The following is a 12,102-nucleotide window of genomic DNA, read 5'->3' on the forward strand; positions in this document are numbered from 1 at the left end:
ACCCGAGGCGGCTTAGAGGGGCTTCATCCAAGTGATCGGCGGACGGTCATCTGATCGACGGTCCAGGGCCTCGAAAAGGCGCAGGCCGCTCACTTGCCCGGAAGGGAATGAGAGGAGGAGGGGTGAGGTAGTTCACATAGATCGTCCGCAGCGCAGCGACGGCGGAGGGTGAGAGCCGCAGGAAATCTCTGGCATGGGCCGCAGCGAAAGCGACGAGCGGCGCGGGACCGGTGTTGGGGCTGTACTTTTCCTCCGGGTACATGCGAATGCACTCGGTGCTTTTCAGCAGGGTCAGCGTGAGCTGGATGCCAAAGGTCTGCTCAGGCTCGGCCAGGAGCCGCTGCTGCAGCCATTTCACATCTTGATCTTCCCGTTTCACGAGGTTGATCATCCTGAGCAGGAGCGTCGTGTTTTTGGAGTTGCGGCCTGTGCCCACCACGAAGTCATTGAAGTGCTCCGCATCGGCCAGCAAGGGGCTGCGCGTAAAGATCGCCGCGATGTATTCGCGGCTGGGCGTGATCGGGTAATCGGTCATCTTGCTGGCAAAGCCCTCCGTCCACGCTGGATCGAGCTGCAGGTTCTCACTTTCAGCCAGACGCATGCAGGTGGCGAGGAGCTGCGGCACCTGGCCCAAAGACTGAATGAAGCGAGCGACGGGCGTGGTCGAGATCTGGCCTAAAAACCGTTGCTGCTCATCCTCCGGCGTCTGGCGCATGAGTTCACACATATGGAGGACCACCTGCTCCACTTTGGCAGGATGCCGCCGTGCGGCCTGGGCCAGCAGCGGCGGGTACTGCCAGTAGAAAGCATCCACCTTCATGCCCACATCGGCCCATTCCTTGGCGGCCAGAAGACGGTCCAGCTCAGGCACAAGGTCATCCGCCTCAGCCGCCAGAAACGGCTGCAGCGCCCTGGCAAGACCAGCGTCCAGCTTTGACACATCCGGATAGTCCGGCAGCTCCTTGCGCAGCATCAGCGAGAACGCCCGGCGCTGCGCCGGTGGTATGGCCGCCAGCTCCGCCTGCCGCCGCGTCAGCACTTCACGCAGCAGCTCATCGCGCTTGTCCAGGTCCAGACCATGCTGAAGGACGTTGGTCCGGCTCAGGGCCAGGAGGGCCGCGAAGATCTCGCTGCCCAGCGTTTGCGGCTGGCGCGCTGCCAGCAGCGGGCGCAGCGGCGGCACTCGCTTTTCACTGCCCATCCAATTGCTTATTCTGAATTCACGCAGTTTTTCAGTCAGGCTGCTGATCCAGGTGTCGGGCTCGCCGTAGGGAGAGAGGATGTAGTTGCGCCAGCCTGGCGCGTCGGCCAGAAAGCCGAGATTTTCCGCCAGAGCGATGATCGCTTCCGGTGATCTCAGCAGCTTCGGCGTCACCAGCTCATGGGTCACAGGGGCGAGCTCGTACGGGCCGCCGAGCAGTCCTTCCTCCAAAGCCAGCGGCAGCAGGCAGAAGAGCGTGGGGTCACGCAGGGCACCCTTCAGCCAGTCTGAAAAATGTGACACGTGCGATGGCTTGTCCTCAGGAGCGGAGCTGTGGTAGCGTGCTTGCTGGTCGTGCCATGCCTTGATCAAGCGCTGGCGCTCCGCAGGGTCGCTGCTGATCATCAGATCACGCAGTGTTTTGACACAGGTGACGGCCACGTCCTGACGCCTCGCTTTGACCAGCAGGGTGAGGTAGCGTGTCAGCGTCTCAGGCACGGCGCCGCGCTCCACCTCGGCGCGTGCCAGATCGCTTTTGAGCAGAGTCTCGCTCAGGTCCACCCGCAGCGCGCGCCACTGCCACACATTCAGCACCTCGTTCAAGCTTTTCACCGGGGGATACTCCTGTCTCGGGCGCGTCGCCAGCCAGGCGACTGCCGCAGCAGGGTAGTCCGGCTCAGGCACGGTGAAGAGGCGTGCATAAAGCCGGGCGCCGGTGGCCGCAGGGGAGCCCAGCGCTTCATCAATGAGCGGCAGGAACTCCGTTTCAAATTTCCTGAAGTCCTTTTTCTGCGCGGCGCTTCGCACCAGGATCGTCATGGGGCTGGGCACCGCGATGGAGCCAGTCCCTGCGAAAAGTTCACCACCGCCACCCACAGGATTCAGCCATGATCGCAGCGGTGCCCAGGCCTGCGGATCACGCAGCAGGGCCGCCGCGTGCTGCGCGCATTCGCTGAGATCTCCGTCCTCACTGATGACCAGTGAGGCCAGCGCCGCCAGGGCGGTGGGCTGCACCTCTGGCAGTCGCAAGAGGGCGCGGCAGAGATCGTCGTGCGCCTGGCGTGCCTCCCTCATGGCCTCGGCGTTCGCGCCTTCCACCGTGAAGTGGTCTGGATGATCGCTGGCTTGATCGAGCGGCGGGAAACGCCTGGGCTCATCGGCTGCGCCATACCGCGTCATGTGAATCAGGCTGCTGCAGATGGATTGATTCAGCAGCGGAGCCAGATCTGCGGCATTCTCCGTGGAGTTGATCCAGCGGGTGATCAGCCGCGCCACTGCAGCCCGGTGCGCGGCGGGTTCATGCTCATTCACCAGCATGGCAAGAGGTGAGCCAGCATAATCGGAGGCCACCACCGACTGCAGGCGTATCGAGCGCAGGTAGACCAGCGCCGTGGCGGGGTCGTTCTCTACAAGACAAGCGGCGGCATACACTCGTGGCCGGATGGCATTGACGTCACGCCTCGCCATCTCGGTGTACATTTCCCGGGCTGCCGCTTCATCGCCAAAGTTGATGAGGGTGTCAGCGTAGCGCAGCAGTTCGGCTTCGCCGCTGTCAGCATCGGGCTTGCAGGCCTGCAGCAGCAGCTTGAAGGCTTCCGGGCCTCCCAGCAGAGTCTCCAACTCCTCGCGGGAGTAGGTGCCGCCATCCGCACGGCTCCAGGACCAGCTCCTGCCAAGCTCGGCGATGGCAGGCAGATTGCGCGCCTTGAGCACGTCGATCATTCGCTGCGTTGCCTCGTTGAAGCGTGCTTGCTGCTGGTTGTAGGCGGCATTGCGGGAGTAGGGCGACAAATCTGCTTTGGCAAACCGGGCCAGCTGGGCCTGGCGTTCGCTTTCCGCTATCTTCTCCAAATCCGCAGGAGTTCCGATGATGCTCAGGGCTCTGTGGGCTGTTTCGGTGGAGGCCGGGTGCAGTTCGGAGCCCTCCAGCCTTTGAATGGAAGCGATCACAAAAGTCCGCAGCGGGTCGCTGAGTTTTCCCGTAGACTGGTCGATCGATTGCAGCGCGTATTTGTCGATGCTGCGGAGCTGCGCGGCATCCCGCACCCGTGCGCTGGCAGCGGCCAGATGCTTGAGCGCACCCACCGTGTCGTTCCGCAGGCGTGCCAGCCAGGTTGCCAGCATATGGTCTGCCAAAGTCGGCTGGGGCTGTGCGAAGCGTCGCTGCATCTCCTCATCGATTTCTGAAAAATCGCCGATGCACAGTTCCAGCGTCAGCCGGACCTCCGTTTCGTAAACCTGGGCCAGCCTGGCGTGGGCTTTGGCTGGCTCGCGCATCATGCGTGCCTTTTCCCGCCACGCCCCCTGCGCCGCCACTGCGGCCAGCACCGGATGGGTGATGCCCAGCTCAGTCACTGGCTCCGGCAAGGATGCATCTGCCGACACGACCGGGGGCAGGCCTGGAGGTGCTGCCACGGCTGGCGCAGATGTTTTGGCAATCGCACGCATCAGACGGATGGCCTCCTCCAGGTCATTCATCCGAACGGCGGCTCGAATGATGGAGATCACCACTTCGGCTCGTTCGTCCGTGCTGCTCGCAGGCGCTTGCAGGGCCAGATCCACCGCCCGTGCAAGGATGCGCAGCTCCTCTGCCGTGGCCGTCACCACCGAATTCTCTGACTTTGGGCCATCCCGAGACGGCAGCAGACCCAGCAGCACCTTGATGACATGAGTGCAGGCAGGGATTTGATCCGCCAGCTTCAGTGCCAGCACCCGCCGTGCCGCTGCCGAATCCGGCTGCGCAGCAGGCGCAGGCATACCTGCCTCCAGCGCCACTGCCGCATGATACGCCCTGCACGCGGCGATGAAAGCCAGCTGCGGAAAGGACTCACGAAAAAGCTCCACTTCCGCGTCCAGCACCTCCAGAGGCAGGCTGTCGCCATACACTGCATCAAGCAGCCGCGCCGCATGCAGCGCCAGATCACGCGGGTGGCGGAACAGCGCGCCGGGTGCCTCGATGCTCGCTGGATCCAGCAGCACCTCAGGCTGCTCCAGCCCACCCGTTACCAGCGCCTTTTCCGCCTCTGCACGGCGCGCGGCAGCCACGCGGGGAAGGAGATTTTGCAGATGAGCGACGGCGAGGTGCTTGGCATCGAGCAGCGTTTCTGGCAGCGGGATGAAGGCTGCCGGCGGGGCGTCCTCCACCTGCGTGTAAGCGTAGCACGCGCTGTAACCGGAGCTGGTCTGCCGGTAAATGTAGGCCCCCATCCGCACTTTCCGGCTGTGCATGATTCCCAGCGTGCCGGAAGGCAGAGCAAGCCCCTTCGAGGAATCGTCATTGTACATGGGGTGGAAAAACCGGCCGTGGAGGTCCCCGCGGAACCGCCCGCCAAACCAGAGCGACTCATCCGCAGGCATCTCCGCAGCCTGCGTGATCATCGCCATGAAGGCCGTGACCGCCGCCTCATGATCGCCCATTTCCTCCAGGGCCACGGCCCGCAGGTGCTTCATCTGGTAGTTCGTGGCATGCACCACCAGCGCCTGATCCAGCAGGTGCGCCGCAGCCCTCCACTCATGGCTGCGCGCCAGTGCATCCGCCATGGCCAGCACCAGCTCCGGGTCCGCATCCGGCGGCGGAGTGAAGTTCTCCAGGGCTTCCAGCACCTTGGTCTCCTCGCCACAGTCCAGCCGGATCAGGCAGCGCAGCAGCTTTGTGCTGGCAGATCTCTCCAGCTTGTCCACTTCATCCAGCGTGCGCAGCGCCTCCGTCAGGAGGCCGAACCCCGCCTCACGCCGGGCGATCTCCAGCCGCAGCAGCCCGTCCTTCGGACGCAGCTTGGAGGCCTTGTACACGCAGCGGCGGCTCTCCGCTTCCTCCCCGGCGCGGGCCTGGACCACGCCCAGCTCCAGCCACCCGTAGGCATCATTGGGCTCCTCCTTCAGCTTCTTCACCATGGCATCCCGCAGCTCGCGCAGCCGGCCATGCTCCTGCAGCACCATGGCAAGCTGACGCAGGCACTCCAGCCGCACATGTGGCGGGGAGGGCAGTTCATAAAGCTGCCTCAACACGGCCTCTTCATCATCAAAATACCTGCCCTTGCTGAAACTGCGCGCCAAGGCAGAGAGCGACATGCGATCCGCCGGATGCCTCTGTGCATTCTGGCGCAAAACCGTGAGCGCCTCGGCATCACGCCCTGCTTCATCCAGCAGCATCGCCAGCAAAACAGCCTCGCCCGGGCGCGCCTTGCCACCACTCGGCAGAGCCGAAAGCTCCGCGATGATCGAGTCCTTGGTCCCATCACGCGAGATGCTCTCCACGTAGGAGTCAAAGCCCAGTCCCGGCACAGGACGCACGCTCAAAGAGTTGCGCAGGGACGGTTGCCCGTGACCGACCTTCGGCAGAAACAACAGCGCAACGAAGGCGACGACTAAACGTGATGTCATTCCCCGATTCTCAGATGGCAGCTCCTGCTCTGCAAGACTCAAATCGCAACAGGATTGCCCATGCCTAGGAAAAGCTCCTCAATACCTTCAGCACCTACACCCGCCTGCTCAGCACCCACTTGCCCGCGCGCTCCAGCCGCAGGACGTGCTCATGAAACGGCAGCAGCGTCTCGCGGTGCTTTGAGGTCTCGTGCCAAAGCCTGCTGGTGCGGAGGCGGGTTTAATGAGTGAACAAGTGATTCAAAATGCGTGCATCGTTGAAAATGACGGGCATCTCTTTCGGGTCTCAAATCTCCTTAACCTCCGTCAAAAATGCCTTCCATTCGTCACTGCTTTTCCTTGGTTATTTATTATGAGGATGGTGCTGATTTGGTGACTAATACCCGCGGTATTGAAATGCCATCGCGATCAAGTATTGAGGAACTGGGAGCAGCATGTGAGCTAAAAGTGGTGGGAGCAGGCTCTTCAGGACGCAAGATCGACATCGACCTGGACGAAAACGACCCACGGCTTGCGAAGCTCTACGAGGCGATCTATGCCAAATATCAGCTCAAGCCGAGCTACTGGACCGTCATACCCAAGGCAGAGCGAGCGCATTACTTTGGGCTTAAGCGCAAAGTGGTTTGGACCGAGCAGGAAATCGATGCAGCGGAGTTTTTAGAATTGTCGTCCTCCAGGCAGATCGCCAATCATGAAAATCCGGATGATGAGCAATGGGAACGAGAAGATTATGTGGCTGAGGTGGACAAGAAACAATCCACCGCAGTTCAGCTTGGATTTATGTCCCCATTCCACGGGCTTGCCGTGGCGGAGCCGCTCAGATCAAGCTTGCTGGCAGCGGACCTTGCGGGGCTGAACCTGACGCCGGTCATCTTTGTGAGGGGCGGCAAGGTCAAGAAGCCGCTATGGGCCTTGAAGAGCCATGTGATTTTGCCCGACACCTTAAATCCCATTCAGAATGGGCAGGGAGACATCGTGGCCTCTAACAAGGGATGGGAGCGCTTCGAGTCACGCCACTTGGATGATGCCGAGCGTGATCCCCCAACCCTGCGCTACAAGCGCTCTGAAGTGGAGACCCTCAAGCCGTTTGACATCGCCATGACCAGTGCGCGTTTTGGCAACGGGCGCGAAATCGCCTACCGCTGGTGCGTCGTCTCACAAAAATTCCGCGCCGAATTGAAACGCCAGAAGGTTCCTGCCTTGAGCTATGTGCCAGTGTCGCTGGAGTAGCCCCGTCTCAGGGGATGCTGTAGCAGTCAACGAATCGCGGTTTCAAACCTCGGCCTGAACAGGAGCCATGGGTGCATGCTGCTCGGCACCTTTCTCCCTCAACTCTCCCCTCTTCCTCAGCACCCACTCTCCCGCGCACTCCAGCCGCAGCACGTTTTCATGAAACGGCAGCAGCGTCTCGCGGTGGCCCACGCTGATGAAGCCGATGCCGGATTCGCGGAGGAGACCGTAGAGGCGGCTTTGATTGTCTTCGTCCAGCGCGCTGGTGCCCGGGTGATGGAGCGAAACTGCCGCACCGTGTTGCGAAAGTTTTCTTTGGCGGCGATGCGATCAGCCGGGGTGATGGGTTCGTTCATGCAGTCATGCTTCGTTCGCAACCCCCGCCAGCGACGGTCTTGTGGATGTGGAGCCCCACGATCCATAGCTTGCCCGCAGCGACGAGGGCATGGGGTGTAACCCTGCCGGAGGGCGGGTGCTGGCTTTAGCGAGTTGTCAGGCCACCATTCGAGGCCGATGCTCATACACAACACGTTGTCCGGCCGGAATCACGTGTCGTAACATCGCTCGTTCACAAGCTCCAAGCTCAAGGAAGTTCTTTCTCCCTTGCCGCAGCGTCATGCGATTTGGGCCGGACTCCTCGTCAAGCTGGTCAATGTCCTGCCCGTCATCTTCCCAAAAGCAAATCCGGCAGATGAGGTAATTGCCGCGCTCTGGCAGTGAGAAATAGTCGCAGCATGGACACTGATGCCGAGGGGTCGGATCTGCTGGTTCATACCAAATGGCTGCATCTGGGGACACGGTTGTGAGAAATTGGACAACTTATTGAAGGTAAACAAAACGTTCGTTCACGTCATCAACTTCATATGACATGGCATGCCGGCCCAGGCCTACGGCGCAGGCGCGTTCGTTTCAGACGGCCTTGCGGCGGTAGCGGCTTGCGTGGCGCGCTGGTAATGATCGCGCACCATCTTGAGCAGCATGGGCTTGCCCATGTCGAGAGCCATCTTGCCCAGCAGTCCCAGCAGCACCGCCGTCAGGGAGCGGGATTCTATCTTTTTCGCTGACTCAGCGGCGGCCACAGCTTTCAGGCTGGCACGCGACTCACGGCGTGATCTGGATTTTCGGCTGGAAGGCAGGTAGGAGAGCAGCAGGCCGGACACCGCCGCAGAGCCGAGGAAAAGTCCCTTGTGATCTTGGTAGGTCTTCTGCAGGCGGTTTCCCACATGCGTCGTGCGGTGCAGGGCCGCACGGTGCCCTGCCAGCACTTCACGATTCCGCGTGATCTCGGCGATCAGCTCGTCGGTGGACGGGGATGGGTGGGAGTCTTGGGCCATAGGATGTCCTTCTTGAATTCTTCTTTGGTTTTCTCAAACACACGCGCCTTCAGGCGCGCCTTTGCCATCAGCACCAGCACCACCGCCAGCAGCAGGTGCAGCGCCGTGGCTCCTGCGGTGATCTTCAGCCACACCAGGTCTCCGTGCATCCATTCCGCCAGCGCAAACACTGCGGTGAGAATCAGAAACACATACGCAAACACGCCCACGATGAGAGCGCCCACCAGCAGGCCGGCGATCATGGCAAAGTGTGAGCCCGCCTCCCGCGCCTCCAGCATGGCCAGCAGCGCCCGCAGTTGCAGATGCTTCACCGTGGCCTCAAACCAGCCCCACACATGGTGGAAAAAGCCTGAAGACGAGCCTTGAAACGCATCCGGCGCGAAAGCGTCCGGCGGCTGCGTCTCTGTGCCTGTCTTTGAGGTGGGGCGGGCAGGGGGAGGACTCATGAAGGGGGCGCTGTGAATACTTCGGCAGCGGGACACACACCGGATGTGCGCTCCTTTTTTTAAAGTGACTCCATCGAAGCACGCGCACCCCCGAGTCGCTTCCTGTCGCAGGCATGAGCTCACGCTCATCCTTGCACCGGGTGCTCCCTCAAACATCTGGGAGGGGCTGCATCTTCACCTTGCAGCTTGGCTGCCGTGGTGCTTTGTGGATGCCCCCCGGATGCCAGCCAACTCCACCACCGCCGAAATCGTCGCCGCCATGCGCTCTGCGCAGCGCATCGCCATCGTCGCGCATGTGAGGCCGGATGGCGATGCCGTGGGCTCCGTCCTCGGCCTCGCGCTCAGCCTGCGCGCCCTGGGCAAGGACGTCATCGCCATGCTGGAAGATGGCGTGCCTGCCAACCTCGCCTTCCTCCCCGGCACCGACACCGTCATTCAGCCCGGCAACGAGCCGCTGAACATCGACCTCGCCATCGCGCTGGACACCGCCACTCATGAGCGTGTGGGGGAGAAAACCAAGGCCCTGCTGGATGCCGCACCGCTGCTGGTGGACATTGACCACCACCCCGCCAATCCCGGCTACGGCGTGCTCAATCTCATCGTCCCCACCGAGCCCGCCACCGGGCAGATCATTTACAATCTGCTCAGCGAGCACGGCCTGCCCATCGACGACGCCGTGCGGCAGAATCTCTTCATCGCCATCTCCACGGACACCGGCTCCTTCCAGTATTCCAGCACCAATGCGCGCACGCACCGCATCGTGGCGGAAATGATCGATGCCGGGCTGGACACCGCACGCCTCGCGAAGCTCATCTATCAGAGCTATCCCGTGCGCCGTCTGGAGCTCATGCGCGACATGCTCAACCACATGGAGTTTCGCGCCGAAGGCCGCATCGTCAGCTGGCAGCTCAAGCAGGAAGTCATGGACGCCATCTCCATGGAGCCCGGCGATACCGAGGGCCTCATCGACACCCTGCGCATGATCGACAGCGTCATCACCTGCGTCATTTTTGAAGACATCCCCGGTGGCAAGGTGCGCGTCAGTTCGCGTTCCAAGGACAATCGCGTCGATGTCTCCGCCGTCTGCGCCCAGTTTGGCGGCGGCGGTCATCGCATGGCCTCAGGCGCACGCATGAAAGGCCCCATCGGCGCAGCAGCAGACAAATTTTTGCAAGCACTCGAACATGAAGTCAGACGAATTGATTAGCGGTGTCCTCCTGGTGGACAAAGACCAGGACATGACCTCGCACGATGTGGTGGCCGTCGCACGGCGCTGCCTGAACATGAAGAAGATCGGCCACTGCGGCACGCTCGACCCCATGGCCACCGGCATGCTCATTCTCGTGCTTGGAAACGGCACCCGCCTTTCCGATCTCCTCATGTCTGAGGACAAGGAATACGTCGGCACCCTCACGCTCGGCAAGACCACCAACTCCCAGGACGCCGAAGGCGAAACCGTGGAAGAAAAGCCCGTGCCCGCAGACCTCACGCTGGAGCAGGTGAAGGCCGCCTTTGACAGCATGAAGGGCGATTTCTACCAGATGCCCCCCATGGTCTCCGCCATCAAGATCGGCGGCGTCCCGCTCTACAAGCTCGCCCGCAAAGGCCAGGAAGTGGAGCGCGAGCCCCGCTTCGTCCGCGTGTACGACTACGAGATCACCCGCTTTGAGCCGCCCTTCGTGGACTTCCGCGTCGTGTGCAGCAAAGGCTTCTACGTCCGCACGTATGCCCATGACGTCGGCCAGAAGCTCGGCTGCGGCGCGCACCTCAGCGCCCTGCGCCGCACCCGCTCCGGCCACTTCAAGCTCCTCCCCGGCAAGCACGTCACCTTTGACCAGCTCAAGCAGGGCAAGAAGGACGAAGTCCTCGCCGCCATGCTGTCCCTGTATGATGTGAGCAAGCTCCGCGGAGCGTAAGCAGGGAAGGGGATAAGCAGGTCTAGATGGCAAGTCGTGCCGCAATGGCAAAACGCAGGCGTATTTGAAAGAAGGACACAAGGTGTCACCACCCCGCGTTGGGACGAAGGATTCTAGAGACACGCCCAGCGCGCCGTACCAAGACAGCGCTGCCTCAGGGGATGGTAGGGAACCGCTGAGTCGGGTCCGTGATTAAGGGGCTATGGCGTCTCAGGCGCTGAAAAAGGTCCGCCGTCCTCATCGCAATGAAAATGCATGTGGCGCTCATCTTCGATCCAACCGCTTTCAGTTCTCCCACGGCCTAAGCATGGCTTGCGCATCTCCGCTGCTTTCTTGCCCCTGTGAAAACTTCAGGCGGGCCGCACTGTTTCATCCGCACAGCCCCAACCGGCTGCTTCCACCATGAAACTCTGCTTCCTTCATCGCTACGTGGCGTTGGTGCTGGCCTGGTACTCCGGCCAGATGCTTTTCGCCCAAGCACCTGCGGCTCCGGCCTCTCCCCCGCCGGCAAAGGCTCCGGCGCTCACTCCCGCCCAGGCCGTCCTCAAAGCCCGCCTCGCAGGTCAGGCTCAGCGCGCCAGCCTGCTGGGCAGCGAGATCCACAATGCGGACCTGCGCATTGAAGCCCGCTTTGACGACCTCCTCACCACCCTGCGTGTTGTCAGCGACTCCAAGGACTCGCACACCAAGGTCACGCGCATGAAGGAGGAGACCATCGCCAGCCTGCAGCAGGCCGTCACCTACTACCAGCAGAAGCGCGCCTGGCTGGAAGAGCAGATGGTGCGCCCCACCTTCAATCTCACCCAGACGCAGAAGCAGATGATCAGCAACGACTTCGAAGAGCGCATCGAGAAGCGCGTGAAGCAGATCGTGGATCTCTTCAAAACCTTCCCCAAGCACGAGGAGTTTGAGCGTTACAAAGCCACAGGCATCAACAGCTTTGGCGGCGTGAGCTATGAAGACAGCGAGGACTACCGGCAGAACCTCCGCCTCTCCAGTCATACCACCACCATGCGCAGCAAGCTCATCAAGGACATCCAGGCCAGCATCAATCAACTCGAGCAGGAAAACCTCACGCTCGCAGACATGGCCTCCAAAGCCGCCAATCCCGAGCTGGGCGAGGTGTATGGCGATGAACAGCGCAAAAACGAACAGCTGCGCGACGTCCTCAAAGAGAATCTCGAAGCCATCAAGGCCGGGCCCACGGTGCCTGGCCGCCCCGTCAGCGGCCATGAGGCGCAGGCGCTCGACAAGGTCATCAAACACTCCGTCGATTCATTGCAGGGAGAGTTCACACTCCTCTTCTCACGCTATGCAGACTGGCTCACGGCAGCCTCTGCTCTCAACACACTGCGTGCGGCAGTAGTGAAGCCGTGATGAATGCGTGCTGCGTGCCCCTTCATTACCTTCGTACATATGGCGGAAGGAAGGCTTTCGAATAATGCATACTACATCAGTGTGATATAATGTTTCCTCACGTCCAATGAGGTCGTTTGAGCTGCGTTTCTCGAAGGCAAACACCCAATCGGCGAAAAAAAATGCATTTTGATGCACAATGATGTTGCACCATCTCCGACCTGCGTTACTCTCCT

Annotated in this window: 9 protein-coding genes; 4 read left to right on the forward strand and 5 right to left on the reverse strand. The window is 61.5% G+C overall.

Features of this window, described 5'->3' with window-relative positions:
- Positions 1-46: 46 nt before the first annotated feature.
- Positions 47-5,584, reverse strand: a complete 5,538-nt coding sequence (locus AC24GY_RS27300; protein WP_487689485.1) for a hypothetical protein — start codon at positions 5,582-5,584, stop codon at positions 47-49.
- Positions 5,585-5,896: 312 nt separating this feature from the next.
- Between AC24GY_RS27300 and AC24GY_RS27305 the strand changes: the two genes are divergently transcribed.
- Complete coding sequence (locus tag AC24GY_RS27305) at positions 5,897-6,814, forward strand: hypothetical protein (protein ID WP_487689488.1); 918 nt, start codon at positions 5,897-5,899, stop codon at positions 6,812-6,814.
- 116 nt (positions 6,815-6,930) lie between these two features.
- Here AC24GY_RS27305 and AC24GY_RS27310 read toward each other — a convergent pair whose 3' ends face one another.
- The 4 genes from AC24GY_RS27310 to AC24GY_RS27325 all read right to left on the reverse strand — a co-directional run bounded on the left by AC24GY_RS27310 (position 6,931) and on the right by AC24GY_RS27325 (position 8,594).
- Positions 6,931-7,170 (reverse strand): hypothetical protein, encoded by a 240-nt coding sequence (locus AC24GY_RS27310; RefSeq protein WP_487689491.1) that lies wholly within the window; start codon positions 7,168-7,170, stop codon positions 6,931-6,933.
- Positions 7,171-7,306: 136 nt separating this feature from the next.
- Positions 7,307-7,612 (reverse strand): CPCC family cysteine-rich protein, encoded by a 306-nt coding sequence (locus tag AC24GY_RS27315; RefSeq protein ID WP_487689494.1) that lies wholly within the window; start codon positions 7,610-7,612, stop codon positions 7,307-7,309.
- Positions 7,613-7,701: 89 nt separating this feature from the next.
- The gene (locus AC24GY_RS27320; RefSeq protein WP_487689496.1) at positions 7,702-8,148 is read right to left on the reverse strand and encodes a hypothetical protein; all 447 of its coding nucleotides are present in this window, start codon (positions 8,146-8,148) and stop codon (positions 7,702-7,704) included.
- Positions 8,106-8,594, reverse strand: coding sequence for a phage holin family protein (locus tag AC24GY_RS27325; protein WP_487689498.1), 489 nt, complete (start codon positions 8,592-8,594; stop codon positions 8,106-8,108). The genes AC24GY_RS27320 and AC24GY_RS27325 overlap by 43 nt, the downstream gene beginning before the upstream one ends.
- 220 nt (positions 8,595-8,814) lie before the next feature.
- Here AC24GY_RS27325 and AC24GY_RS27330 point away from each other — a divergent pair, with 220 nt between their 5' ends.
- The 3 genes from AC24GY_RS27330 (at position 8,815) to AC24GY_RS27340 (ending at position 11,887) form a co-directional block, all read left to right on the forward strand.
- Positions 8,815-9,801 (forward strand): DHH family phosphoesterase, encoded by a 987-nt coding sequence (locus AC24GY_RS27330; RefSeq protein ID WP_487689501.1) that lies wholly within the window; start codon positions 8,815-8,817, stop codon positions 9,799-9,801.
- Positions 9,779-10,510: a tRNA pseudouridine(55) synthase TruB gene (gene truB / locus AC24GY_RS27335; protein WP_487689503.1), complete on the forward strand. Its 732-nt coding sequence runs from the start codon at positions 9,779-9,781 to the stop codon at positions 10,508-10,510. Before AC24GY_RS27330 ends, truB begins: the two co-directional genes overlap by 23 nt.
- Positions 10,511-10,912: 402 nt before the next feature.
- Entirely contained in the window at positions 10,913-11,887 is a 975-nt protein-coding gene (locus AC24GY_RS27340; RefSeq protein ID WP_487689506.1) for a hypothetical protein, read from the forward strand.
- The last annotated feature ends 215 nt before the right edge of the window (positions 11,888-12,102 follow it).

The organism is Prosthecobacter sp. Pr1 (assembly GCF_057652315.1).

Bases quoted from the DNA above. Each gene is read 5' to 3' on its own strand.
- AC24GY_RS27325 (WP_487689498.1), bottom strand. From the start codon at position 8,594: ATGAGTCCTCCCCCTGCCCGCCCCACCTCAAAGACAGGCACAGAGACG.
- truB (WP_487689503.1), top strand. From the start codon at position 9,779: ATGAAGTCAGACGAATTGATTAGCGGTGTCCTCCTGGTGGACAAAGAC.
- AC24GY_RS27305 (WP_487689488.1), top strand. From the start codon at position 5,897: ATGCCTTCCATTCGTCACTGCTTTTCCTTGGTTATTTATTATGAGGAT.
- AC24GY_RS27340 (WP_487689506.1), top strand. From the start codon at position 10,913: ATGAAACTCTGCTTCCTTCATCGCTACGTGGCGTTGGTGCTGGCCTGG.
- AC24GY_RS27320 (WP_487689496.1), bottom strand. From the start codon at position 8,148: ATGGCCCAAGACTCCCACCCATCCCCGTCCACCGACGAGCTGATCGCC.
- AC24GY_RS27330 (WP_487689501.1), top strand. From the start codon at position 8,815: ATGCCAGCCAACTCCACCACCGCCGAAATCGTCGCCGCCATGCGCTCT.
- AC24GY_RS27310 (WP_487689491.1), bottom strand. From the start codon at position 7,170: ATGAACGAACCCATCACCCCGGCTGATCGCATCGCCGCCAAAGAAAAC.
- AC24GY_RS27300 (WP_487689485.1), bottom strand. From the start codon at position 5,584: ATGACATCACGTTTAGTCGTCGCCTTCGTTGCGCTGTTGTTTCTGCCG.